Origin of the sequence: Neisseria iguanae (genome assembly GCF_003013245.1) — a bacterium.
Classification (GTDB): domain Bacteria; phylum Pseudomonadota; class Gammaproteobacteria; order Burkholderiales; family Neisseriaceae; genus Neisseria; species Neisseria iguanae.
In genome coordinates this window covers 1-23,361 of the sequence record NZ_PXYY01000031.1, presented here as the reverse complement: position 1 = coordinate 23,361, position 23,361 = coordinate 1, and the positions used below count along the sequence as shown (strand labels likewise).

Here is a 23,361-nt window from a genome sequence, read left to right as displayed (position 1 = left end):
GCGCCCGTTTAAATAGCCTTTATGCGTTTCATACCACGCTGCCAAGGCCGTCTGAAATCCGGTTTGGGTTGGATTAAACATACCGTCTGCCAAGGCCTTTAATGCTTTGGCTGCTGCGGATTCCGGATGGCGGGCCGGGTATCTCCGGATGATGCCCTGCCGGTGAAACGGGCCGGGTTGGAACGGAATACCGGGGGACAGGCTGTTCAGACCGCCAAACCCGCCTGCGCTAATGCCCTGTATACCCATCCCTTTTTCTTTAACAGCCCCTCATTCTGCCGGATGCAGTGCAATGGTTTCATGTCCTGCAAATTGGAGACAGACTGTCTTACCGTTTATAGCTGTCTTACTAAATAACGGGCACAGAAATATCCAAATGCCGTCATTCCCGCTCAGGCGTAAATCCGGTTCCGTTGGGACGGGAACTTGTAAAAAATTACTGAAAACCAACGTTCCGGATTCCCGCCTGCGCGGGAATGACGGATTTCAGGTTTCAGACGGCATGGGAAAAACTTGTACTCATTTTTAAGTCAAACGGCAATAGCCGGTTCAGAAATACCATGACACCGAACCCGCGGCCGAAGGATGGTATTGGCGGCAGTCTTTTCCGATTAAATAGGCTTTGAAAGGGCTTGTTTGGTTTTACGGCGGATGGTTTTCCCGTTGCGGTGGTGACGACAGGTCTGCCTGCCGTGGGTGTATCCGTATGCGGGCAGCCCGGGGGATGCGGGTTTTGGGGTGGGGAGATACGTGTTACACAGGGGGCATTTATATCTTTGCCTGCCGTTTTTACGGCGGTTCTTCACCGGGCTGTTTTGATGGCAAAAAGGGTACTTTTTATAAATGTTGGTAAAAACCGCTAAAAGGCCTGTATGATAAGGCTTCCGGCGGTTTTTATCATTCCTAATGTCCCAAAAGCCCAATAAAATCAGGCTGCCTGAAACCCCTCATCTCCATCGGTTTTCAGACAGCCTTGATTCAGTTCAAAAGCGAGTCCGAATGCCTGGCAACTTGCGCCGATTCTGTTTCATGTTCATCGTCATCACCTGTCGGCGGCGGGTCTGTCAAATCCGGCAACACCAGCTCGCCCAATTCGGTCAACGGCGGCAACTCTTCCAAACTATCTAAATTTAAATCACTCAAAAACCGTGCCGTGGTTGCCCAAAGTGACGGCCTACCGACCGAATCACGCTGGCCGATGACCTCAATCCAACCCCGTTCCTGTAAGGTCTGCATCACATTTTGCGACACTGTCACCCCACGAATTCCTTCAATATCGCCACGTGTGACCGGCTGCTGATAGGCAATAATCGCCAGCGTTTCCATTACCGCACGCGAATAGCGTGGCGCACGCTGCTCCTGCAAACTGCCAAGCCGCTCAAACACTGCCTGAACAATCTGAAAGCGCCAGCCTTCATGCGTATGCACTAATTGCAGCGCGCGGTTTTGCCAGCGCGTTTTCAAATTCGACAACACATCAATTAACTTATCTTGCGACAACGGCGGCGCACACAACTCGCGCATCGCCTTTTCACTTAAAGGTTCGACTTGTGTGAGCAATGCTGCTTCAATCAGCGCCTCAGGAGAAATTTTTTCGTTCATTTTAATCGTCAATCTTTTTCAGACGGCCTTAACCGTCAAAACATACCAAAGCCTTTGTTTTGCAACAAATGAAATCCCCTCTGCTGCACTTTTTTCAGATTTTTCGCATCAATCACATAAACATTGATGTTTGGCGTACCTCCGCCGCAAACCGCTGGAAACGCGACTCCGTGCAACACATCCGCCTGTGCGGCATAAACCTTAATGCTGCCCAGCTCGCGCAGCATCTCTTGCACACTCACACCACTGCCACTCTCACATTGGCGCGAACCATCGGATTTATATACTGAGATGCGTTTCTCAGCAGAAGATTGGCCGTCTGAAACTGCGCAGGCGGTTAGAAGCAGAGCGGTCAATAAAAAAGATAAAGATTTTGAAGGCATGGAAATTTCCTAATTTAGTCGGAAGGTTAATTTATTTTCTATTTTTTGAAATGACTTTTTATTAATTTAGTTAGCTTATTAAATTCATCCGTATTTTCTAAATTTTTCCAGACAAATTTACTATAACGGTTACGGTCAAAACCTTGTTAATTTCTTTTAAAAAGTCAAATTACATCTTTATCAGCAATAATCAATAAATCAGCACAGAGCCTTAAGCCATAAGATCATACCTGACGAAAAGCCTTTTCTAACTCTTGATTATTTTGGATATGAAACTTAGCTTCACATAATATACTCGCCTGCTCATACCCTTTCCGTGTTTTGCTTAACAAGACATAATCGGGATAAACTTTTTCACCTCACCCCATTTTTACAGTTAATTGCCTTACCCAAGATTTCTGATTATCCAAATCTTTTAAAAAAGGCTCAATCAGATTGACTTCAACATCACGCTCTGTTTTTAAGAGAGCATTTTTATCATAACTAGGAGCAAATAATTGGGGAAGATTACTTATATCATCGACATTTCTAGCAATCAAATCGATTAAATGATGGTAGTCATCTACCGATAAAGGATAACCATTGATACCTTGAAGATTCTTTTTTATTAATTTGTTTTTTGAAAAATGTTCATCATTTTTTAATAGACTTAATGGAATTGGTGTGATTTTTTGACCATTACTGATATAGATACTGCTATACCAATGAAAAAATGGTGACGCAATACCATCTCTTTCTGCACGCCAAATAGAGTGAATATAACTTCGTGGAGTAAGACAATACATAACAATAATATCTCCACGTTTGGTATCTAAATTACCTTGCCGAAAATGAATAGAAGCTGAGTCAAAATTATCTATCCTTTTTATTACCTACAAACCATACTTGAGTTGGAGGAGGGAGCTCTTGCTTTGAAATGTTTTTTTGAAAGTACTGGGGACAAAAATCATACAAAAATGCACACATTTGTGCCGGACTGAATCTATTTTCTTGTTCAAACTCATTAAGTGCCTTGCATATCGCAAAATAATATTCAAATTTTGCTTGTCTGTCACGTTTAAGCGGCATCAATGGCAAAGCTATGCCAAAACCATCAGCAATAGTGGTTAGCAAATCAGCATTATGAATAAAGAAATAGGGTTTAAAATAATTAGGGGTTTAAACGATAAAGCCAACAAGAAATAGGAACAATATGCTCTAGATACCAAGTTAAATCAGGTTTAATTTCATAATTATCTCCGCTTTCATCACTGAAAACAATCCCATTTTCCGTTAAATTACTCATAATATTATTAACGGATAAATTACTATCTATCTCATAATTCTGATAATTTGAATATACAAATTCATCAACTATATTATTACAACGAATGAAGATTCAGACGGCATTTTGCAGTCGGTGAATTATCTGCACGGTTTGCTGGATGATTTAACCGCGCAAGGCTTTGATCCGCAAAAAATTGCCATTGGCGGATTTTCCCAAGGCGGCGCGATTTCATTGCTTGGCGGATTGCTCTATCCGTAAACGTTGGCCAAGGTGTTCAGCTTATCCAGCTATCTGCCGCAGCCTGATGTCTGGCAGGAAAAACAGACTGATGCAAACCGCAACACACCGATTTTCGCCGCCTAAGGGCATTACGACAACTCGATTCCCTTTGCACACAGCGAATCGGGATATCAGCTGTTAAGTGAAAATCGGGAATTTACTTTGCACCATTATCCGATGGAGCATGAAGTGGCTCAGTTCGCCCGATCAATAACACTTCCGTCAGTCACGCCTATATCTATTATTTAGGCGATGGCGAGATTGCCGAAGCGGTAGGCTCCGGTATTCAAATTCAGCCGCTTGCCGATGCTTTGAAATCTACCACGCTAACCGCGGCATTTCGCCAGCCTGATCTCACTGCTGACGATGTAGCAAAAATCCGCACATTTGCTTATGAAGAGCAGGGAGAAAAATACAATTTTGTCGGTATTGCTAAGCAAGTGCCGTACTCCATCACCCGCCACGCCTGTGATTTACCTGTAATTCCCCGCCACGTACGCCGTTGGTGTATGAACGCACTCACTGTGGTGCAGGTTACGCCATTTTCCAGCGAACGCTTTTTCTGCTCGCAATTTGTAGTCAAGGCCTTTAATCGTACCGGTAAACCGCTTACCGAAACCGAACCAGAATGGGTTAATCCGGCAGATATTTTACATATGCGCGAAGGTGATATTGCCTCCGTCACGCCGATCAGCCGCCTGCAATACGTTGGTCATCTTCAATGCCAAAAAACGCCGTGGAATACCACTTGCGATGTAGCAGAGACGACGCAAAATACAAAGCCCTAAATGATCGACATCGCATTTCAAGTATCTTTGTGCTATTCCCCCAACACCTCAATCAAAAAATCCGCCACCGCCCTCACCTTCTGCGCGTGGCGGACATCTTCGTGCATGACCAAATACATCGGTGCGCTAAACGTGCTGTTTGAATCGACTTGCACAAAATCCGTATCTTCCGCATAACAATCCGGCAGCAGACCGATACCGACTTGTTGCTGAATTGCAGATTTCATCAGTTGGAAATCATTACAAACAAAGCGCACGGTTTTGCCGGTGAGTTCCGTTTGTAGCCAATCGCCGTGCGTGCCGCTTAAATTCAGGCTCATATATTGTCGTTTTTCAGACGGCGTGTGCTCAAGATAGTGCGGGTGGGCATACCAATAATAATGCACATTGCGCAGGCGTTTGGCGACTAAATCATCTTGTTGCGGTTTGGCGATACGTAGAGCGATATCAGCTTGGCGCTGGTGCAGATTGCTGACGCCCGATTCGCTTTGCAGCACTAGGCGGATATTGTTGAAACGTTGGTAAAACGCCCCTAAGTGCGGTGCAATCAGCCCCTTTGCGACAAAGGGTGGTATAGACACCGCTACTTCGTCAATGGACTGACGGCTGTCTTTTGCGGTTTGGGTGAACTGGTGAATATTCAGTTGCAGCTTTTTCGCCTCGTCATACAGGCGTTTGCCTTCATCGGTGAGCAGATAGCGTTTGTTGATGCGGTCAAACAGATGCACCGCCAGCTGTTTTTCCAACCGTTCAATACGGCGGGAAACGGTAGAGTGCTCCACTTCAAGAGCGTTGGCTGTGGCGGTGAGGGTCTGTTTTTCGACTAACAGAATAAAGTAGTGTAGGTCGTTCCAGTCAAGATTCATAGTTTTATTGTGCATAAATAAACATTAATGCGAATTTTAAGCCTGTTATCGTGCAAAAACAAGATATAAAATGCACCGAACTTAAACGAACACGAAGTGCTGGAATTAAGCCTTCAAACAGGAGCTTTAAAATGAACACAATCAAAATTGAAATGTATTCCGACTACGCTTGCCCGTTTTGCTATATCGGTCAAGGTTATTTAGAACAGGCATTGGCGCAATTCGAGCATGCAGACGATGTGGAAATCGTGCACAAAGCCTACGAGCTTTACCCGGATATGACCAATGAAGTGACCAGCACCACGCAAGGCCGTATTGAGTGGAAATACCGCAAAACCCCGGAAGGTGCGATTGAAATGATCCGCCATATCGAAGGTTTGGCACAACGAGCGGGAATCAATATGGATTACGAACACATGCAAAACACCAATACCTTTGAGGCGCACCGTTTAACCAAATTTGCCGAAAGCAAAGGCAAAGGTGCGGAAATGTACGCGCGTTTGATGAAAGCCTATTTCACCGACAACCTGCCGTTGGCAAAACGTGAAAACTTAGTGCAGTTGGCAACGGAAATCGGTTTGGATAAAGCCGAAGTAGAAACCTTTCTAGACAGCGATTTATTTGCCGATGCGGTACGCGGTGATGAAAATCAAGCCAAACAAATCGGTGTACAAGCCGTACCGTTTTTTATGGTTAATGGCGAAATTCCGGTTGCCGGTTCACAACCGCCTGCACAGTTCTTAGCATTGCTGAAACAGGTTTATCAAGAAAACAACGCACAATTTGCCGAAGGCGCAAGCTGTGGGATTGATGGTTGCCATTAAGATTTAAACAATAGATAAAGAGAAAAAACAATGAAAAAAACGATTTTAACCACACTATTGGCATTGACTTTAAGCGGTACCGCGATGACTACTCAAGCTGCGCCGACCCATACACCGGCGAAAAATGCCGTACCGATGCAATTAACCCAAGTGCCGGGCTATTACCGTCAAATGTTGGGCGATATTGAAGTAACGGCATTGTATGACGGTGCTGCGTCATTGGATTCTGCTTTGTTCGCCAATTACAGCAAATTAAGCCAGGCCGAATTAGAGGCGATGATTAATCACGAATTTTCCCCGCGTACGGCAACCGGCGGCGTGGATACGGCGATTATTGCGTTTTTGGTCAACACGGGCGACAACCTGATTTTAGTGGATGCCGGTAAAGGTGATGTGCAAGCCCCTATTTTTGTGGATGAAAAAGGCTCGTTGTTAAAAAGCTTAGAGGCTGCCGGTTATCGCGCGGATCAAGTCGATGTGATTTTACCGACTCATATGCACGCGGATCATTTCAGCGGTGTCACGGTGGACGGCAAAATGGTGTTCCCAAATGCCACGATTTATTTGCCGAACCAAGAGAAATCTTTTTGGTTAGATACCCCGATGGACAAAATTTCCGACAATGCGAAACCGTTTGTGCAATGGGCACGTGAGGCGGCTGCGCCTTATCTCAAAGCGGATAAAGTGAAATTCTACAATGCCGGTGATGAAGTGATTCCGAATGTGAAATCCATCCCATTATTCGGTCATACCCCGGGACACAGCGGTTTTGAATTTGAATCAAAAGGCAAAAAAATGCTGGTATGGGGTGATTTAATGCACAACCACGCGATTCAGATGCAGCACCCTGAAGTGGCAGTAGATTTTGATGCCGACTCTATTTCTGCGCGCAAAAGCCGTCTGAAAATGCTGCCTGAAATTGCCAAAGGCGAAATTTTGGTTGCCGGTGCACATTTACCATTCCCAGGTTTAGGCCATATCCGTGAAACCAAAGACGGCGGCTATCGCTGGATTCCGGTGGAATATACGTTGATTCGCAAAAAATAAGCAAAAACCGACCGCTTGCAGCCCCAAAATTAAAATAGCTGCGTTGAGCTCGTTTGCCGTACTACTGTCTGCACTCGCCCGCCTTGCTCTTTTAATTTTGGAATTTGGGGCAAGAGCGGTCTTTTTTATAGGAGTTTGATATGTCTTTTGCAAAACACCGCGGCGAATGGATTTTATTTGCTGCTACTATTGCCGCCGCGCTCGGTTGGTTATTTTCAAAAAGTGCGATTGCCGAATTACCGGCGGTAATGTTCGTCAGCCTGCGTTTTTCCGCAGCCGCCTTATTATTCCTGCCGTTTGCGTGGAAACAGTTGCGCGGTTTAAACAAACAGCAATGGAAACAAAGCGCCCTCGTCGGTTTGTCGTTCAGCCTGTATTTATTTTTCTGGGTATTGGGCGTGAAATTTACTACTGAACTGGGAAAAGGTGCATTCTTATTAAGCTTGGCGATGCTTGCCGCACCGTTGATTGCGTGGCTGATTTATAAAATCCGTCCGATTCCGCAATTCTGGCTCTCGTTGCCGATTGCCGTAGCCGGTATGTATTTTTTAGCCTCCGGCGGTGCGGGTGGCAGCAGTAGCGGCGGTGTGCAATTAGACACAATTTTCTTCTTATTGACCGCACTTTGGGCAGGGATTCAATTTGTATTGAATGCGCGTTATTCACAAAATGTGCCGGTGTTGGCACTCACCACTATTCAACTGGGGATGGTCGGCCTTTCTTGCGGCATTTACGCCTTAATCGTCGAACCGATGCCTGCTCATATCGGCGGTACAACTTGGATGTGGCTGGGGTTAAGCGTATTAATCGGCACGAATGCCCGTTTCTTGCTGCAAACCTTGGGGCAAAAATTAAGCGATATCGGCAACGGCGCGTTGATTATGATTTTAGAACCGGTTTGGACAATGCTGCTCAGCGTGATTTTTATGTCAGAAATTCTCTCTACTTCAAAAATTATCGGCTGCGTGTTTATTTTGGCAGCGTTGGTGTTGTATCGTTTAAATATCAGCAAAATCAGACATCTGTTCCGCAGTAAAAAATAAAATTTTTAATGGCTCATTCTGAGTAGGATGCTATTATTTATACAATCATAAAACAATAATTAAGGAGCATAACATGGCAAAATTCCGTTATCTGACAGAACCCTTTCAAGTCAAGAATCTACAACTAAAAAACCGCGTGGTGATGCCGCCTATGTGTCAATATGTGGCGAAAGACGGTGTGGCGAATGATTGGCATTTTGTGCATTATGTCAGCCGTGCCGTTGGCAGGGTGGGCTTGATTATTATTGAAATGACCAATATCGCACCGAACGGGCGTATTTCACCGAACTGCTTAGGCTTGTGGAATGACGAGCAACAACAGGCACTTAAACGCATTGTGGATGCCTGCCACGCGCAAAGTGCAAAAGTGGCGGTACAAATCGGCCACGCAGGGCGTAAAGCCTTGGGTAGCGATGATGTTGTGTCGTCGTCCGCCATTATTCAAAATGAAAGTGTTACCAGCGATAAAACTCAATGGACGTATCAAACCCCGCGTGCATTAAGCACGGAAGAGGTTGAGCAGACCGTGCAGTTATTCCAAAACTCGGTGAAACGTGCGGTTGAAATTGGCTTTGACGCCATTGAAATTCACGGTGCGCACGGCTATTTGATCCACCAATTCTATTCGCCGAAAATGAATCAGCGCACGGATAAATACGGCCAAGATAAATGCTTGTTCGGTGTGGAAGTGATTCAGGCAGCCAAAGCGGTGATGCCGTCTGATATGCCGCTTTTTATGCGTATTTCTGCGCAAGAATACAGCGATGACGGTTTTTCTGCTGAGTATGGCGTCGAAGTGGCAAAACGCTTTTCGGATGCTGGTGCGGATGTGTTGGATGTGTCGGGCGGCGGTGACGGTAATTTGAATAAAGATTTCGCCCCAACTGTGGCAGCCGGTTATCAGGTGTATTTGGCGAGAATGGTAAAACAGGCGACCGGCAAACCGGTGATTGCGGTGGGTATGCTTGAGGATCCGGCATTGGCGGATTATGTGTTGGGTTCGGGCGATGCCGATTTGGTCGCTATCGGTCGCGGTTTATTGCGTGATCCGTATTGGCTGCTGAATGCGCAATACCGCCAAAACGCGAAAGACGGCAAACCGTTGGAATTTGTGCCGACCCCTTATGCGCGGGGATTTTAATTGATGCAGTATCCGAAACCTGTGATTTTAAATGTAAAGTGCGGTGGAATCCTGCGTGATTTTGCTGCACGGCTTAACCACATCAGGCGAGATGTTTACGCCTGTTGCGCGCTACTTGCAACAGTATTTGCCAAACACCCGCTTTGTGCTGCCGACCGCACCCAAATGCCGCGTCACTTGGGCGGATAATCAAATCGTGACCGGTTGGTATAACTTACAAGGCGATAATTTTACCCTTATATTATTAATTGTTTCTGAATCTAAAAAATATCCATGCAAATCTAATTCGAATATCTTTGGATTAACCTTCTCAAATAATTTGATTGCTTTTTTACCCTTATCGCTTTCTATATAGTTTTGCCAAATAAATGGATTCACTTTCATGAATTAATTTTATCCTTTATTTTATTTATTTGAGATTACAAGTTTTCAGACGGCCTTCGATCCCTAAAGGCCGTCTGAACCATATTCACCGCTTTCTTGCGGCTTATGTCCTTTGCGCTCTGCTTTCCTCGCATCGCGCATGGCTTTTAGAACGGCTTCTTTTTGGCGGGCTTTTTTCAGCCATACTTCCCATTGGTTTGGTGTTTCCAAAGTGATGCGGCCGATTTGGCCGTCACGGAAATCGGTGAGGATATTTTCAGCGGCTTTTTGGTAATTGATGCGGCCGCCGCCGAGTAAAGAACCGCGCTTTTTGGCAACCCATTCAAACCATGCCACATCGTCCCAATGGCTGCTGGAATCTTTGTCGGCTTGGTAGCGTTCCTGCAGCAGAGGCAGATAATGGCGGCGCAGGTAGTCTAAAAGTTCGAGTACGACTTCTTCTTCGTCCAATGCATTGCGGCCGACCGCACCGCTGGCGGCCAAGTTGTAGCCGGATTCTTCAACGATGATTTTCGGCCACAGCATACCGGGGGTATCGTAAAGCCAGAAATCGTCGGCGAGAAACAAGCGTTGTTCGGCTTTGGTGATGCCAGGTTCGTTGCCGGTTTTGGCAGATTTTTTACCGATCATACCGTTGATTAAAGTGGACTTACCAACATTGGGAATGCCGCAAATCAACACGCGCAAAGGTTTGCCGATACCGCCGCGGTTGGGCATCATTTTGCGGCAGGCTTGGGTGATTTTGACATGCGCACCTTTTTCGGATGAATCAAGTGCGATGGCTTGGGTATCGGTTTGGCTGTTGTAGTGGTTGGTCCAGACTCGGGTACGCTCCGGGTCGGCAAGGTCTTGTTTATTGAGGATTTTCAGTTTTGGCTTGCCATGCGACAATTGCGCCAATAAAGGGTTTTCGCTTGAGGCAGGCAAACGTGCGTCAAGCATTTCGATGACCATGTCGACGGTTTTAATGCGGTCGCCGATGGCTTTTTTGGCCTTGTTCATGTGGCCGGGGAACCATTGGATTGCCATGTTGTGCTTTCTGTAATTGGGTGTTTTTTAAGGCGGCTGATTCAGCATGAAAGGCCGTCTGAAAAAGGATTTTAACCTTTTCAGACGGCCTTTGGTATGTTTCGTGCTTACATGTTGCCGGTAATGTAGCGGTAATAGCCGGCTTCATCCATGCATTGTTCCAGTGATTTTGGCTGTCTGCCTTGTTTGGCATCGTGCTTGGCTTGGGAAATGCAGGTTCGCTGCTGGCGGGCAACGTCGCTTTCGCTCATGCCGGATTGATGCCAGCGGTAAGGCGTAACGGTAGCGGCGTTGCAGCCGGCCAGCAGTAGCGCGGCGTATAATGGAAACACGGTTTTTGCAGTCATCATTTTGTCCTTATTTTTTTATGGAGGCCGTCTGAAAATCAGCGGCCGGCAAGGTTTTGCGCTTGGCGGTGGCGCACTATCAATTCGTATTTCCCGGCCAGGCGTTCGGCCAGTTGTTCTACCACATATACGGAGCGGTGTTGCCCGCCGGTACAACCGATGCCGATGGTGACGTAGCTGCGGCTTTCCTGCTGCATGCGCGGCAGCCAGCGGTTGATAAACTGATCGATGTCGTTCACCATTTCCTGCACCAGCGGCTGCTGATCCAGATAATCCTGAATTTCTTTGTTCATACCGTTAAACGGACGCAATTCAGGATCATAATAAGGGTTGGGCAGGCTGCGCATGTCAAACATAAAATCGGCATTGTTCGGCACGCCGTATTTGAAGCCGAACGATTCCAAAACCACCAATAAACCGCGGCGTTCGATGTTGAGCCATTGTTGTACGGCATGACGCAATTGCTGCGCGTTCATTCTCGAAGTGTCAATGCAATAGGCCATCTGGCGCAACGGGAACAGCCATACTCGCTCTTCATGCAAACTTTCGAGCAAAGTCAGGTTATGGCCCGATAAAGGGTGGCCGCGGCGTGTTTCGGAAAAGCGGCGTACCAATACACTCTCTTCCGCTTCAATAAACAACACTTCAACCTGATGGCCTTGGTTGCGCAAATATTGGATTTGCGCTTCGACCTGATCAATGTCGATTTTGGAACGGATATCGACACTCACGCCCAAACTGCCCACTTCATCGCGTTCGACGTGATGCAATACCAAAGACGGCAGCAATTCCAAGGGCAGATTATCGACACAGTAATAACCTAAGTCTTCCAGTTGTTTGAGAGCAACAGATTTTCCCGAACCGGAAAGACCGCTAATTAATACTATTTTCATGACTTTGTTCGTTTTCTTTCAGCAGCATTTGATGGCGTTCTAAAAATTCTCGGGTGCTGTCTTTTCCGCGCAACTGCAAAATATAATTGCGCACCGCAGCTTCAACCAATACCGACAAATTCCGGCCGACTGCCACGGGCAGCATAACGGATCGGACATTGACGTTGAGAATGGATTCGGTTTCGGTACGGATACTCAAGCGGTCGAGCTGCTTCATGTATTCGTCATCGGCCGGAATCAGGTTAATAATTAATTGTAAGATTTTTTTCGGGCGAATCGAAGTTTCGCCGAAGATATGACGGATATTCAACACACCCAAACCGCGCACTTCCAAAAAATCGCGCAGCATCGGCGGGCAGCGGCCTTCCAAAACTTCGGGGCCGGTGCGGAACAATTCGACGGCATCATCGGCAATCAAGCTGTGGCCGCGTGAAATTAGCTCTAAGGCCAATTCACTTTTTCCCAAGCCGGAATGGCCGGTAATCAAGACGCCTATTTCAAATACATCCAAGAAAACACCGTGTTTGGTAACCGAAGTGGCCAGCGTGCGTTGCAGGTAAATCCGCAAAACATCCATCAAATACGGGCTTTCCAACTTAGATGTGAGCAGCGGAATACTGTTGGTATGGCAATAGTCGCGCAATTTTGGCGACACAGGCAAACCGTTGGCTACAATCACCAAAGCCATCGGAATATCGAACAATTCGCCGAAATCATAATTCAATTCACCCGATTCCAAGCGTTTGAGGTATTCGGCTTCGGCCACACCGACTACTTGAATCTGGTTGGGATGGATAAAATTCAAATGGCCGACCAGCGCCAAAACGGGCTTGTCGGCCTCAACACCGATGCGGTTGTCCGCGCCTGAATTGCCTGCGGCCCAAGCCAGTTGCAGCTTGTGCTGATTATCGGAATACAGACGGCGGACAGAGATGCTCGGCATGGTTACCCTTCCGTCAATAATTTTTGCACTTCTTCGGCACCGGAAGCCGTCATCAGTGCTTCGCGCACGGCTTTTTGGGAAAATTTTCCGGCCAGTTTCGACAACACTTCCAAATGCTCGCCGGTGGCATTTTCCGGCACCAACAACACAAACACCAGCGACACCGGCTTGCCGTCGGGGGCATCAAAAGGAATCGGCTCTTTGGTGCGGATAAACGCACCAACTGCCTTTTTCACGCAGGCATCGCGACCGTGTGGAATCGCCACACTTTGCCCCAAACCGGTCGTACCCAATTTTTCGCGGGCAAACAGGCATTCGAACACATCTGCCCGCGGCAGCCCTGCTTCGTTTTCCAACAACAGGCCAGCTTGCTCAAACAAGCGTTTTTTGCTGCTGACTTCCACATCCAATTTAATATGGGACAACGGTAGAATTTCGCCAATCAGGCTCATAGGAATCTCTTTTAAGAGGTAGCAAAACAAGATGGAATTGTACCGACAGTCGGCGTAAATCTCAATCCTGTGCGTACAATTTACATTAAAAAGACTGACGTTTTCGGACGGCATTTTAATGATTTTTAACATTGCCACCTTATTTCATCAAAATCTTAAACCTTTGAAATAAAATGATAATTAAAATATTTTATCTTATCCGCATACTATTGCTGCAACCGTAGGTTTGAATCGGGCGCGGCAGGTTTTTCAAATTCCGCCAACGCTATTTTTGCTGCCCAAATTATTCTATTCGAAAAATACCTGCCATTACAGACGGATATTTTTCAGACGGCCTCAAGACCGGCCTTCCATTTTAAATCAGCTGCCACAAATAATGGCCGACCAAGCCTAAAAACCAAGCCAAACCTATGCGGTTGTTTTCCAAAAAGGTATGGAAACATACTTGGCGGTCGCGTGTTTTAATCGCGTGGTATTGATTGGTCTGCCACCAAGCGGTAATCGGCAGCACCAGCCAATAAGGCCACGTCGCGCCGATTTTCAAGCCCAATACGGCCATTAATACGGTAAACCAAAGATGGCACAACATCACCATCGCAATATCATGCCGGCCGAAAGTCACAGCCGATGTTTTGATACCGATTTTCAAATCGTCTTCTTTATCCGCCATGGCATAAATCGTGTCGTAAGCCAAGGTCCATAAGGCATTGGCGACAAAAATCAGCCACGCGACCGGCGGCACGGTATTGGTAATCGCGGCAAACGCCATGGGAATACCGAATGAAAATGCCAGGCCCAAATAAAATTGCGGAATCGGAAAAAAACGCTTGGTAAACGGATAAGTCATTGCCAAGAACAAAGCCGGCAAGCTCATCAGCCAAGTCAGTCCATTCATCGGCACTAAGCACATGGCTGCCAGCAAACACAAAATCAAGGTCAGCAACAAAGCTTCGGGCTTGGTGACTTGTCCGCGGGCAAATGGGCGGTTTTTGGTGCGTGCTACCGCACTGTCGAAATTGCGGTCGGCCAAATCGTTAATCACGCAACCGGCGCTGCGCATAAGAAATGTGCCGATGGTGAAGGCGAAAAAAATGGTATGTCCCGGATAGCCTCTGGCGGCCACCCACATTGCCCAGTAAGTCGGCCAAAGCAATAATAAAGTGCCAATAGGTTTTTCCACGCGCATGAGCCGCGCGTAAATCAATATGCGCCCGACCGCGTAGCGTGGTAAAAAGCGCAGGAGTAATCGTCTTATGTTCATGTGCGGATGGGAAAATCAAGGAATCATGGCAAACGGAATATTATGTTTTCAAACACATTTTATTTGACATTATAGTCTAAACCGTGCGGAATGATTTGTTTTTAGGTATTCATCCGGCTCATTTTTTACTGCTGCATAATGAAGACCGGCTGTGAAACGCTGCTTTACCTAGGTGGAAAAAGGCCGTCTGAATGTTTCAGACGGCCCCTCATATTTCAAGATTATAATTCAATGCCTTTTAAAGCCGCCACGGTATTGATGTCTTTGTCACCGCGGCCGGACAAATTCACCAAAATGACTTGGTCTTTGGCCATTTTTGGCGCATTTTCAACCGCCCAAGCCAAAGCGTGGCTGGATTCCAAGGCCGGAATAATGCCTTCAAACCGACACAATAAATCAAAGGCATTCAAGGCTGCCTCATCACTGGCAACGGTATATTCCACGCGGCCGATGTCGTGCAGGTAGCTGTGTTCGGGACCGATGCCCGGATAATCCAAACCGGCAGACACCGAATGCGTACCCAAAATCTGGCCGTCTTCATCCTGCATCAAATAGCTGCGGAAACCGTGCAACACGCCAATCGGCGCACCAGACGTAATCGGTGCGGCGTGTTCCGGCGTATCCATACCGCGGCCGCCTGCTTCCACGCCCACCAAACGCACGTTTTCTTCAGTGATATACGGATGGAACAAACCGATGGCGTTCGAACCGCCGCCAACACAGGCCACCGCCACATCAGGCTGGCGGCCGACAGCTTCCTGCATTTGCTTTTTAGCTTCGTTACCGATAACACATTGGAAATCGCGCACCATTTCAGGATACGGGGCAGGGCCGGCAGCGGTGCCGATGATGTAGAAAGTATCATCTACACGCGCCACCCATTCCCGCATCGCTTCGTTCATCGCGTCTTTCAGCGTGCGGCTGCCGCTTTCTACGCCGACTACGTTGGCACCCAATAATTTCATACGGAACACGTTCGGCATTTGGCGTTGGATGTCGTCCGCGCCCATATACACATCACAAGTCATGCCGAAACGCGCGGCCACGGTGGCCGAAGCCACGCCGTGCTGACCGGCACCGGTTTCTGCAATCATGCGTTTTTTACCCATGCGTTTGGCCAGCAGCGCCTGACCGATGGTGTTATTCACTTTATGCGCACCGGTGTGGTTCAAATCTTCACGTTTCAGCCAAATCTGCGCGCCGCCCAAATGTTCGCTCAAACGACCGGCATGGCAAACTGGGCTGGGACGGCCGACATAATGTTTCAAATCATGCTCGAATGCCGCCCAAAATTCAGGATCCTGCTTCGCTTGGGTATACGCCTGTTTCAACCCTTCCAGCGCGGGAATCAACGTTTCCGGTACATAAAGGCCGCCGTGTCTGCCGAAAAATCCCTGACTGTCCGGTGCGTTATAGTTTTGCATGAATGAATTCCTTTGTGTGGTTCAGACGGCCTTTAGCGCAACAGGCCGTTTGGAATAATGATATTTATTAATGAATGCCGATTATACACATATTTTCCGCCTGAATGCGCGTGTCGGCATACAAAAAATCAATGTTTTTCAGACGGCCTCCAGCAAACCGGCGAATTCGAAAAACACCCGATACGCTGCCGTTTTCCTGTCAAAGCTTAAGGGATAGGCGCGCGAAGTGGAAGGCAGGCGCGTGAGCGTCAAGGCGCGGTCTTGGTAAACATAACCGATGGTTTCACCTGTTTTCGGCATGGCGGTTTTTTCAGGCAGCAGACCGAGCAGCACTTCCGTGGCCTTACCGCCGGTGGTAAATAAATGCCTGCAATGCGGCAGTTTCTGCAACACTGCCGCCAAATCCACCGTTTCGACCACTTTCAAAAATTTGTCTGAAGCATTGTCGTGCTCACGAACTGCTTTCCATACAGTCGGACAGGAGGCAATGCCGCGCTCGTGCAAAAAGGCAATAATCTTTTCCGCATCAAAGGTTTTTTCAGACGGCCTTTGAAAATGCGTTTTGTCGCCAAAAAACACTTCGCCGTAAATACGCCACATATCGTTTTGAAAATTAGGGTAATGAAACTGCATGGCGCGTTTGTCGTCTTTGGGCGGAAACGTACCCATCATCATCACACTGGCGTTGGGCGGCAGAATCGGTGGAAACGGATGGGTTTCGATAATCGGTTGCATGCTCACGGCTGCCCACCTGCTTGTGCTGCAGCTTTTAAAAAAGCCGCTATTTTCGCCACATCTTTAATGCCGCCACTGCTTTCCACGCCGCCGGACACGTCCACAGCCGCCGCGCCGCTGATTCTGACTGCTTCGGCCACGTTGTCCGCAGTCAAACCACCTGCCAACACCCACGGTTTGCCGCGGTAATCAGTGAGAAGCTTCCAGTCAAACGGCAAACCCGTGCCGCCGTATTCGCCGGGGTGATAGGCATCAAACAACAGCGCGCGTGCATTGGGGAATTTGCCCGAGGCCGTATGAATGTCTTCCTCACCTCGCACCCGCACGGCCTTCAAATAAGGGCGGCCGAACTGGCGGCAAAATGCATCATCCTCATCGCCGTGAAACTGAATCATACCAACCGGTACTTGGCGCAAGGTTTCGCGGATTTGTCCGGCCGTTTCATTCACAAACAAAGCCACCACTGTCACAAACGGCGGCAAAGCGGCAACAATTGCCTGCGCCTGTCTGATGTCGACTGCGCGTTTACTCTTGGCGAAAAACACCAGCCCGACGGCATCAACGCCTAATTGCGCCGCCGCATATGCATCTTCCGGACGGGTAAAACCGCAGATTTTGGTTCGGATTCGGGTCATGGGTATTCCTCAACATTCGGCTTTTCAGACGGCCTATTATAAAGCAAAGGCAGTCTGAAAAATAAACCGTTTTTTGCAGTGCATCATGAATCCGGCTCCAATTACACATTACAATATCACTTTTTCAGATGGCCTCATTATGAATTATCTTGCTTGGAACGGCATTCCCACCCTTACCGAACTCACCCGCACGCTCGATAGCCACGCCAAACCAATTTATTGGGCGGTGTGCCTGCCTACGCGTGAAATACCGTTATTCAGGCCGTCTGAAAACCCTAGTGCTTTAGAGCAAAGCTTGGCCGAATCGATTAAGCGCAAAATCGGCTGCCTGCAATTTAATGCGATGAATGTGTTGTTGAACGTGTTGCCCGATGTGCATTTGTGGCTGGCACCGTCTGAAAGTGCTGCCGATATTCAATCGCATTTCCCACAAGCCTTACAATGGCAAACCACACCTGTGGAACAACGCGAGACCGCTGTAAAACCGTGGTTCAGCCCGATTGAAAGCAAGGCAAAACCAACAAACGCCATCGTTATCGGCGCAGGCATAGCCGGTGCGGCAACGGCGCGGGAGCTGGCCGACCACGGCGTGCGCGTGACCGTACTTGGAGCCAGTCACACCGCCTGCGCCGGTTCGGGTAACCGTCAAGGTTTGCTTTATGCCAAAATTTCGCCGCATCCGACCGAACAAACGGAATTGCTGCTGGCAGGTTACGGCTACACGCGACAGCTGTTGGCCGGTTTGCTGCCCGAACAACACTCGTGGGGCGGCAACGGCGTATTGCACCTCAATTTCAACGAAACCGAGCGCAAACGCAATCAGCTGCTGGGTTTGCAGCACCATCATGCGCATTTATACCGCCATGTCAGTGCCGGACAGGCAGCAGAAATTGCAGGCATTGCCATCCGTTCGGACGGCCTCTATTGGCCTCAAGGCGTATGGCTCAATCCGCCTGCATTGGTATGCGCCTTATTGAATCATCCCTTGATTGGGGTACACGAACACGCACCGATAGGTTCGACTAAATTTGACGGCACGGCTTGGACCGCACACACGCCGCAAGGCCGCTTCACCGCCGAACACCTGATTTACTGTATGGGCGCGCACAGCCCGAATGCGCCCGAGCGCAATGTTTCCGCTCTGCCGTTGCGCCAAATCCGCGGCCAAACCGGTGTCGCCGCGGCAAGCGCGTTGTCAGCCAAACTGCGTTGCGCCTTATCGGGTGAAAGCTACATCAGTCCGGGCTGGCAGGAACAGCACTGCTACGGCGCGACTTTTGTGTTAAACAGCAACGATGAAACATGGCACCCGCAGGAAGAATCCGAAAACCGCGCCGCTTTACACACCTTAAACGCCGACCTGGCCGACTCGCTGTTTTCAGACGGCCTCAATCCTTTGGCAGAATCCAAGGGACATGCCGCCTTGCGCTGCGACAGTTTGGACCATCTTCCGATGTTGGGTGCAGTAGGCGACATCGCTGCCATGCAGCAGGTGTATGCCAAATTAGCTTTAGACAAACACTACCGCCTCAACACCCCCTGCCCTTACCTGCCCAACGTCTGGATCAACACCGCCCACGGCACGCGCGGTTTGGCAACCGCACCGATTTGCGCCGCATCGCTGGCTGCGGACATCTTAAACCTGCCGCAACCTTTGTCACCACGTTTAAAAGCGGCTCTGCATCCCAACCGCGCCGTGATTCGTGCCATTATCCGCCATCAGCCGCTGCTGTCCGCCAAAGCCGTCTGAAAAAATAAGGGGCTGAAGCAGATTGGCCGTCATGTCAGACGGCAAAAATAAAGATAACCATTGCAAATTAACAAAGAATGTCCAAAGAAAACTCCTCCGGTTTTTCGTACCGGAAGCCACCGCCCGTGCAGCCGCTGATATTTTGGGTATCCAACCCGGTTGGGCTATGTTGTCCTACCGCAAAACCCGCCAAGCGGCTGCCTGTCATTTGGCGCAGGAAGCCGGCGGGGTTTTCAGAGGCCCTACCGGGCCGGACGGGGGTTATTTCGGCGGTCGGCGCAAGGGCAAACGCGGCCGCGCGGCAGCAGGAAAAACGGCGGTATCCGGCACCTTAAAGCGTCAGGGAAAGGTTGGTACCGCCGTTGCAGGGGATAACGGAAAGGATGCCTTATTTCCGGTTATCAAACAGCAAACAACACCTGACAGCATTGTTTATACCGGTAGTGACAGGGGCTGTGGCGTGCTTGATGCGGGGCAGGTTCAGGCATCAGCGCATCAACCGTCCACAGCTTTTTGCAGACTGTCAAAACCCTATCGGCGGTATTGGAAATTGTTGGAACCGGGCGAAGTGCGTCTTGCGCAAATACAATGGGGTTGGCCGTAAACCTTTCCCGCTGTCCTTGTTGAAAGGATGCAGATTCCGGCTTTAACTTCGGCACACCGTCCGGGCAGCTTGAAATGCTGCGGCAATGGTGTGATGTTTGGGGTTAATCTATGTCAGCCCCAAAAATAATCCTTTCAGACGGCCTTGGTGCTGTCTTAAACGGCCGATTTCCCTTAGAATACCGCCTGAAGAAATTATTAAAGTATGATTTGCATTATTCAAAGAGACTGAAACGCCATGAATTTACACCAAACCATCGCACACGAAGCCGAAGCCGCTTTTGCCGCTGCCGGTATTGCCGGCGCGCCTGTTGTGTTGCAACCGGCCAAAAATGCCGATTTCGGCGATTTCCAAATCAACGGCGTGATGGGCGCAGCCAAACAGGCCAGGCAAAACCCGCGCGAATTGGCGCAAAAAGTGGCCGATGCGCTGGCCGGTAACGCCGTTATCGAATCTGCCGAAGTGGCCGGTCCGGGCTTTATCAACCTGCGTTTACACGCTGATTTTTTGGCACAAAACATTCAGACGGCCTTAACCGATGCCCGCTTAGGCATGGCTGGAAATACCGTACCGAAAACCGTGGTCATCGATTATTCTTCGCCGAACTTAGCCAAAGAAATGCACGTCGGCCATTTGCGTTCCAGTATCATCGGCGACAGCATTTCGCGCGTATTGGAATTTTTAGGCGATAAAGTCGTCCGTCAAAACCACGTCGGCGACTGGGGGACACAATTCGGCATGCTGGTGGCCTATATGGTGGAGCAGCAAAAAGACAATGCCGCTTTTGAGCTTTCCGATTTGGAACAATTCTACCGTGCCGCCAAAGTGCGCTTTGACGAAAGCCCTGAATTTGCGGATACCGCGCGTGAATATGTGGTAAAACTGCAAGGCGGTGATGAAACGGTAAAAGCGTTGTGGAAACAGTTTGTTGAGGTTTCCTTAAGCCATGCGCAAGCGGTTTACAACACTTTGGGCTTGAAACTGCGCCCTGAAGATGTGGCAGGCGAATCCATCTACAACAACGATTTGCAGCCAGTAGTCGATGATTTGGTGGTGCAAGGTTTAGCGGTTGAAGACGGCGGCGCGAAAGTGGTGTTTTTAGATGAGTTTAAAAACAAAGACGGCGAACCAGCGGCGTTTATCGTGCAAAAGCAAGGCGGCGGTTTTCTTTATGCATCCACCGATTTGGCCTGCTTGCGCTACCGTGTGGATACATTAAAAGCAGATCGCTTATTATATATTGTAGATCATCGGCAAAGTTTACACTTCCAACAATTATTCAGCACTGCCCGCAAAGCCGGGTATTTACCTGATAATGTAGCCGCTGAATTTATCGGCTTTGGTACCATGATGGGGAATGACGGCAAACCGTTCAAAACCCGTTCGGGCGATACGGTGAAGCTGGTGGATTTGCTGGACGAAGCGGTAGAGCGCGCCACTGAATTGGTGCAAAGCAAAAACCCTGATTTAAGCACGGAAGAAGTTGTCCAAATCGGCCAAACGGTCGGTATAGGCGCAGTGAAATACGCCGACTTAAGCAAAAACCGTACCAGCGATTATGTGTTTGATTGGGAAGCGATGTTGGGCTTTGAAGGCAACACCGCGCCTTACCTGCAGTACGCTTACACCCGCGTACAGTCGGTATTCAAAAAAACCAACGAAGACGAACGGAATACATCGGCGGCTTTGACCTTGACCGAACCTTTGGAAAAACAACTTGCGCTGGAATTGCTGAAATTTGAGGACGTATTACACAACACCGCCGAGAGCAGCCATCCGCACTACTTGGCCGCCTATCTCTACCAAGTGGCAACACTGTTCTCACGCTTCTACGAAGCCTGTCCTATTTTGAAAGCGGAAGGTCAAGCGCGCAACACCCGTTTGCAACTCTCCAAACTCACCGGCGACACGCTCAAACAAGGCTTGGATTTATTGGGTATTGATACGTTGGATATGATGTAATTAATGCATTAATTACCATCAAGGCCGTCTGAAAAGATATTTTACAGACGGCCTTGATACTATTATGCCGCTTTAATTTTTTAAGATACTTATGAACCGTTATCATCTGATGCCGGCGATTGTCGGCGCTACCTTAATTTGGTCGGGCATTAACCCGAAAGATTACCCGACTTGGGTCTTGGAAGTCACTCCTGCCGTTATTGGTGCGGTTTTGCTGCCGGCTACTTACCATCGCTTCCGCTTCAGTGATTTTGCCTATTGGGTGATGACGTTTCATGCGGTGGTGCTGATTGTCGGCGGGCATTACACTTATGCCGAAGTACCGCTGTTTGACTGGCTGAAAGAACCGATGGGTTGGAAACGCAACAATTACGACAAGCTCGGCCATTTTATGCAGGGCTTCTCACCAGCGGTCATTACAGCGGAAATTTTGTGGCGAAACCAAGTGCTGAAAAGCCACAAATGGTTGGTTTTTCTAACCCTTTGCGTGTGCATGGCCATCAGTGCGGCGTATGAATTGATTGAATGGCTGGTGGCGGTATTGAGCGGCCAAAGCGCAGAAGCGTTTTTGGGCACGCAAGGCTATGAGTGGGATACTCAGGCCGACATGATGTGGTGTGGCATCGGCGCGTGTGTGATGTTAGCTTGTTTGGTGTGGAAAAAGCATTTTGCTACGACGCTGCGTTGAAATTAAATTGAGTAAACAAAGGCCGTCTGAACAAAATGTTCAGACGGCCTTTGTTTAGAATAACTTACTTCACCGCTTCCGGCACGTCTGGAGAATAGTGGCTGATGATGAACCGGTTTTGACCATCCCATTCTAAGTGTAGGTGTAGCGGGCAGGAATCTTTTTACCGTTGGCGTAGGTGAAGGTATAGATACCGGCGTCAAACGCGGTGTTGCAGCCGATTTGGATTTGGCGGCTGTTGACGGCACACGATGGACGGTTTGGCAGCCAATGCACGAAATAATTTTCTTTCTCGGCCGCGGTCAAACGCAGCGTGTTGGATACGGTCGGCAACAAAATCGATTTAGGCGCATAATTGGCCACCACTTTTCGCATCGCCGGTTTTCAAGGCATCGTTCCAGCACCCGAACAACGCGGCGATTTCCGCCTCACTGGTCTTTTTGCAGGCGCGTTCGCCGTGGTGGTATTTGTGTTTATAAGGTTTACCGTGTTTGTGCAGTGCGGCGCAAGAGCTTAAAGCTAAAGTGGCGGATACGGCCATCAGAATGGTAGATTTTTGCAGCATGATTTTCCCCTTTGATTTGCAGACAGATAATTAATGATGTCTATCATCATGATGATTGGCACATCTACTCTAACTGAAAAATTTTTGTTCAGACTACCTTTCCGGTTCGGGTCATAAGGCATGGCGCTAACGCGTCTGTATATTTTAAAGTGGGGAGGGGGGCTGACGCAGATTAGCCCCAAACACCACACCATTGCCGCAGCATTTCAAGCTGCCCGGACGGTGTGCCGAAGTCAAAGCGGAACCTGCATTCTTTCAAAGACAGCGGGAAAGATTTACGGCCAACCCCATTGTATTTGCGCAAGACGCACTTCGCCCGGTCCCAACAATTTCCAATGCCGCCGATAGGGTTTTGACGGTCTGCAAAAAGCTGTGAACGGTTGATGCGCTGATGCGCGAACCTGCCCGCATCAAGCACGCCACAGCCCCTGTCACTACCGGCATAAACA

27 protein-coding genes and 2 pseudogenes are annotated in these 23,361 nt (G+C 48.6%); 11 read left to right on the top strand and 18 right to left on the bottom strand.

Annotation, left to right across the window (positions count from 1 at the left end; genetic code table 11):
* The 5 genes from C7N83_RS06465 to C7N83_RS06445 form a co-directional block, all read right to left on the bottom strand.
* Positions 1-249, bottom strand: a 249-nt coding sequence (locus tag C7N83_RS06465) for a hypothetical protein (protein WP_425437498.1), incomplete at its 3' end; no start/stop codon positions are given.
* Between the two features lie 729 nt (positions 250-978).
* Positions 979-1,602: an SMC-Scp complex subunit ScpB gene (gene scpB / locus C7N83_RS06460; protein WP_106741449.1), complete on the bottom strand. Its 624-nt coding sequence runs from the start codon at positions 1,600-1,602 to the stop codon at positions 979-981.
* A gap of 35 nt (positions 1,603-1,637) precedes the next feature.
* Positions 1,638-1,985, bottom strand: a complete 348-nt coding sequence (locus C7N83_RS06455) for a hypothetical protein (protein WP_170064836.1) — start codon at positions 1,983-1,985, stop codon at positions 1,638-1,640.
* A 359-nt stretch (positions 1,986-2,344) separates the two neighbouring features.
* Positions 2,345-2,770 carry a hypothetical protein gene (locus tag C7N83_RS06450; RefSeq protein ID WP_106741447.1) on the bottom strand — a complete coding sequence of 142 codons (426 nt, stop codon included), beginning with the start codon at positions 2,768-2,770 and terminating at the stop codon, positions 2,345-2,347.
* A gap of 67 nt (positions 2,771-2,837) precedes the next feature.
* Complete coding sequence (locus tag C7N83_RS06445) at positions 2,838-3,098, bottom strand: hypothetical protein (RefSeq protein WP_106741445.1); 261 nt, start codon at positions 3,096-3,098, stop codon at positions 2,838-2,840.
* 223 nt (positions 3,099-3,321) lie between these two features.
* On the opposite strand from C7N83_RS06445, the gene C7N83_RS06440 reads away from it, so the two are divergent.
* A complete protein-coding gene (locus C7N83_RS06440; protein WP_106741444.1) occupies positions 3,322-3,510 on the top strand; it encodes an alpha/beta hydrolase in 189 nt (62 codons plus the stop codon).
* Between the two features lie 332 nt (positions 3,511-3,842).
* On the top strand, positions 3,843-4,319 hold the full coding sequence (locus C7N83_RS06435; RefSeq protein WP_106741442.1) for a C40 family peptidase: 477 nt from the start codon (positions 3,843-3,845) through the stop codon (positions 4,317-4,319).
* 32 nt (positions 4,320-4,351) lie between these two features.
* On the opposite strand, the gene C7N83_RS06430 is transcribed toward C7N83_RS06435, so the two are convergent.
* Positions 4,352-5,200, bottom strand: coding sequence for a LysR family transcriptional regulator (locus C7N83_RS06430; RefSeq protein WP_245911152.1), 849 nt, complete (start codon positions 5,198-5,200; stop codon positions 4,352-4,354).
* Positions 5,201-5,316: 116 nt separating this feature from the next.
* On the opposite strand from C7N83_RS06430, the gene C7N83_RS06425 reads away from it, so the two are divergent.
* The 5 genes from C7N83_RS06425 (at position 5,317) to C7N83_RS06405 (ending at position 9,595) form a co-directional block, all read left to right on the top strand.
* A complete protein-coding gene (locus tag C7N83_RS06425) occupies positions 5,317-6,009 on the top strand; it encodes a DsbA family oxidoreductase (protein WP_106741441.1) in 693 nt (230 codons plus the stop codon).
* Positions 6,010-6,039: 30 nt separating this feature from the next.
* The gene (locus C7N83_RS06420; RefSeq protein ID WP_106741439.1) at positions 6,040-7,056 is read left to right on the top strand and encodes an MBL fold metallo-hydrolase; all 1,017 of its coding nucleotides are present in this window, start codon (positions 6,040-6,042) and stop codon (positions 7,054-7,056) included.
* A gap of 140 nt (positions 7,057-7,196) precedes the next feature.
* Complete coding sequence (locus tag C7N83_RS06415; protein WP_106741438.1) at positions 7,197-8,099, top strand: DMT family transporter; 903 nt, start codon at positions 7,197-7,199, stop codon at positions 8,097-8,099.
* A gap of 73 nt (positions 8,100-8,172) precedes the next feature.
* Positions 8,173-9,240, top strand: a complete 1,068-nt coding sequence (locus C7N83_RS06410) for an NADH:flavin oxidoreductase/NADH oxidase (RefSeq protein ID WP_106741436.1) — start codon at positions 8,173-8,175, stop codon at positions 9,238-9,240.
* A 55-nt stretch (positions 9,241-9,295) separates the two neighbouring features.
* Positions 9,296-9,595 (top strand): alpha/beta hydrolase, encoded by a 300-nt coding sequence (locus tag C7N83_RS06405; protein WP_211296597.1) that lies wholly within the window; start codon positions 9,296-9,298, stop codon positions 9,593-9,595.
* A 92-nt stretch (positions 9,596-9,687) separates the two neighbouring features.
* Here C7N83_RS06405 and ylqF read toward each other — a convergent pair whose 3' ends face one another.
* The 9 genes from ylqF to C7N83_RS06360 all read right to left on the bottom strand — a co-directional run bounded on the left by ylqF (position 9,688) and on the right by C7N83_RS06360 (position 17,343).
* Complete coding sequence (ylqF, locus tag C7N83_RS06400; protein ID WP_106741433.1) at positions 9,688-10,653, bottom strand: ribosome biogenesis GTPase YlqF; 966 nt, start codon at positions 10,651-10,653, stop codon at positions 9,688-9,690.
* A gap of 107 nt (positions 10,654-10,760) precedes the next feature.
* Positions 10,761-11,000: a protocatechuate 3,4-dioxygenase gene (locus C7N83_RS06395; protein WP_106741431.1), complete on the bottom strand. Its 240-nt coding sequence runs from the start codon at positions 10,998-11,000 to the stop codon at positions 10,761-10,763.
* A gap of 38 nt (positions 11,001-11,038) precedes the next feature.
* The gene (gene rapZ / locus C7N83_RS06390) at positions 11,039-11,893 is read right to left on the bottom strand and encodes an RNase adapter RapZ (RefSeq protein WP_106741430.1); all 855 of its coding nucleotides are present in this window, start codon (positions 11,891-11,893) and stop codon (positions 11,039-11,041) included.
* Positions 11,874-12,836 carry an HPr(Ser) kinase/phosphatase gene (gene hprK, locus C7N83_RS06385; protein ID WP_106741428.1) on the bottom strand — a complete coding sequence of 321 codons (963 nt, stop codon included), beginning with the start codon at positions 12,834-12,836 and terminating at the stop codon, positions 11,874-11,876. Before hprK ends, rapZ begins: the two co-directional genes overlap by 20 nt.
* Before the next feature lie 2 nt (positions 12,837-12,838).
* Entirely contained in the window at positions 12,839-13,288 is a 450-nt protein-coding gene (gene ptsN, locus C7N83_RS06380; protein WP_106741427.1) for a PTS IIA-like nitrogen regulatory protein PtsN, read from the bottom strand.
* A gap of 355 nt (positions 13,289-13,643) precedes the next feature.
* Positions 13,644-14,549, bottom strand: coding sequence for a 4-hydroxybenzoate octaprenyltransferase (gene ubiA / locus C7N83_RS06375; RefSeq protein WP_106741425.1), 906 nt, complete (start codon positions 14,547-14,549; stop codon positions 13,644-13,646).
* Positions 14,550-14,770: 221 nt separating this feature from the next.
* The gene (gene trpB, locus C7N83_RS06370; protein ID WP_106741424.1) at positions 14,771-15,973 is read right to left on the bottom strand and encodes a tryptophan synthase subunit beta; all 1,203 of its coding nucleotides are present in this window, start codon (positions 15,971-15,973) and stop codon (positions 14,771-14,773) included.
* Between the two features lie 138 nt (positions 15,974-16,111).
* The gene (locus C7N83_RS06365) at positions 16,112-16,708 is read right to left on the bottom strand and encodes a DNA glycosylase (RefSeq protein ID WP_106741422.1); all 597 of its coding nucleotides are present in this window, start codon (positions 16,706-16,708) and stop codon (positions 16,112-16,114) included.
* A gap of 2 nt (positions 16,709-16,710) precedes the next feature.
* Positions 16,711-17,343 (bottom strand): phosphoribosylanthranilate isomerase, encoded by a 633-nt coding sequence (locus tag C7N83_RS06360; protein ID WP_106741420.1) that lies wholly within the window; start codon positions 17,341-17,343, stop codon positions 16,711-16,713.
* Positions 17,344-17,482: 139 nt separating this feature from the next.
* Between C7N83_RS06360 and mnmC1 the strand changes: the two genes are divergently transcribed.
* The 4 genes and pseudogenes from mnmC1 (at position 17,483) to C7N83_RS06340 (ending at position 22,347) form a co-directional block, all read left to right on the top strand.
* Positions 17,483-19,093, top strand: coding sequence for an FAD-dependent 5-carboxymethylaminomethyl-2-thiouridine(34) oxidoreductase MnmC1 (mnmC1, locus tag C7N83_RS06355; protein ID WP_106741451.1), 1,611 nt, complete (start codon positions 17,483-17,485; stop codon positions 19,091-19,093).
* A 31-nt stretch (positions 19,094-19,124) separates the two neighbouring features.
* Positions 19,125-19,804 (top strand): annotated as a pseudogene (locus C7N83_RS06350) (IS1595 family transposase).
* A gap of 130 nt (positions 19,805-19,934) precedes the next feature.
* Positions 19,935-21,659: an arginine--tRNA ligase gene (gene argS / locus C7N83_RS06345; protein WP_106741418.1), complete on the top strand. Its 1,725-nt coding sequence runs from the start codon at positions 19,935-19,937 to the stop codon at positions 21,657-21,659.
* Positions 21,660-21,750: 91 nt separating this feature from the next.
* Positions 21,751-22,347 (top strand): DUF2238 domain-containing protein, encoded by a 597-nt coding sequence (locus C7N83_RS06340; RefSeq protein ID WP_106741417.1) that lies wholly within the window; start codon positions 21,751-21,753, stop codon positions 22,345-22,347.
* A gap of 132 nt (positions 22,348-22,479) precedes the next feature.
* Here C7N83_RS06340 and C7N83_RS15195 read toward each other — a convergent pair whose 3' ends face one another.
* The 3 genes and pseudogenes from C7N83_RS15195 to C7N83_RS14705 all read right to left on the bottom strand — a co-directional run.
* Positions 22,480-22,722: a hypothetical protein gene (locus tag C7N83_RS15195; RefSeq protein ID WP_211296596.1), complete on the bottom strand. Its 243-nt coding sequence runs from the start codon at positions 22,720-22,722 to the stop codon at positions 22,480-22,482.
* The gene (locus tag C7N83_RS15190) at positions 22,691-22,912 is read right to left on the bottom strand and encodes a hypothetical protein (protein WP_211296595.1); all 222 of its coding nucleotides are present in this window, start codon (positions 22,910-22,912) and stop codon (positions 22,691-22,693) included. The genes C7N83_RS15195 and C7N83_RS15190 overlap by 32 nt, the downstream gene beginning before the upstream one ends.
* A gap of 172 nt (positions 22,913-23,084) precedes the next feature.
* Positions 23,085-23,361: pseudogene (locus tag C7N83_RS14705) on the bottom strand (IS1595 family transposase); the annotation flags it as partial.

Excerpts from the sequence above, each read along its gene's own strand:
- C7N83_RS15190 (WP_211296595.1), bottom strand. The coding sequence starts at position 22,912 with ATGCTGCAAAAATCTACCATTCTGATGGCCGTATCCGCCACTTTAGCT.
- C7N83_RS06360 (WP_106741420.1), bottom strand. The coding sequence starts at position 17,343 with ATGACCCGAATCCGAACCAAAATCTGCGGTTTTACCCGTCCGGAAGAT.
- C7N83_RS06450 (WP_106741447.1), bottom strand. The coding sequence starts at position 2,770 with ATGTATTGTCTTACTCCACGAAGTTATATTCACTCTATTTGGCGTGCA.
- ubiA (WP_106741425.1), bottom strand. The coding sequence starts at position 14,549 with ATGAACATAAGACGATTACTCCTGCGCTTTTTACCACGCTACGCGGTC.
- hprK (WP_106741428.1), bottom strand. The coding sequence starts at position 12,836 with ATGCCGAGCATCTCTGTCCGCCGTCTGTATTCCGATAATCAGCACAAG.
- C7N83_RS06395 (WP_106741431.1), bottom strand. The coding sequence starts at position 11,000 with ATGACTGCAAAAACCGTGTTTCCATTATACGCCGCGCTACTGCTGGCC.
- ptsN (WP_106741427.1), bottom strand. The coding sequence starts at position 13,288 with ATGAGCCTGATTGGCGAAATTCTACCGTTGTCCCATATTAAATTGGAT.
- C7N83_RS06415 (WP_106741438.1), top strand. The coding sequence starts at position 7,197 with ATGTCTTTTGCAAAACACCGCGGCGAATGGATTTTATTTGCTGCTACT.
- argS (WP_106741418.1), top strand. The coding sequence starts at position 19,935 with ATGAATTTACACCAAACCATCGCACACGAAGCCGAAGCCGCTTTTGCC.
- C7N83_RS06365 (WP_106741422.1), bottom strand. The coding sequence starts at position 16,708 with ATGCAACCGATTATCGAAACCCATCCGTTTCCACCGATTCTGCCGCCC.
- C7N83_RS06430 (WP_245911152.1), bottom strand. The coding sequence starts at position 5,200 with ATGCACAATAAAACTATGAATCTTGACTGGAACGACCTACACTACTTT.
- C7N83_RS06420 (WP_106741439.1), top strand. The coding sequence starts at position 6,040 with ATGAAAAAAACGATTTTAACCACACTATTGGCATTGACTTTAAGCGGT.
- C7N83_RS06340 (WP_106741417.1), top strand. The coding sequence starts at position 21,751 with ATGAACCGTTATCATCTGATGCCGGCGATTGTCGGCGCTACCTTAATT.
- mnmC1 (WP_106741451.1), top strand. The coding sequence starts at position 17,483 with ATGAATTATCTTGCTTGGAACGGCATTCCCACCCTTACCGAACTCACC.
- C7N83_RS06410 (WP_106741436.1), top strand. The coding sequence starts at position 8,173 with ATGGCAAAATTCCGTTATCTGACAGAACCCTTTCAAGTCAAGAATCTA.
- rapZ (WP_106741430.1), bottom strand. The coding sequence starts at position 11,893 with ATGAAAATAGTATTAATTAGCGGTCTTTCCGGTTCGGGAAAATCTGTT.
- C7N83_RS06455 (WP_170064836.1), bottom strand. The coding sequence starts at position 1,985 with ATGCCTTCAAAATCTTTATCTTTTTTATTGACCGCTCTGCTTCTAACC.
- trpB (WP_106741424.1), bottom strand. The coding sequence starts at position 15,973 with ATGCAAAACTATAACGCACCGGACAGTCAGGGATTTTTCGGCAGACAC.
- C7N83_RS06425 (WP_106741441.1), top strand. The coding sequence starts at position 5,317 with ATGAACACAATCAAAATTGAAATGTATTCCGACTACGCTTGCCCGTTT.
- C7N83_RS15195 (WP_211296596.1), bottom strand. The coding sequence starts at position 22,722 with ATGCGAAAAGTGGTGGCCAATTATGCGCCTAAATCGATTTTGTTGCCG.
- scpB (WP_106741449.1), bottom strand. The coding sequence starts at position 1,602 with ATGAACGAAAAAATTTCTCCTGAGGCGCTGATTGAAGCAGCATTGCTC.
- ylqF (WP_106741433.1), bottom strand. The coding sequence starts at position 10,653 with ATGGCAATCCAATGGTTCCCCGGCCACATGAACAAGGCCAAAAAAGCC.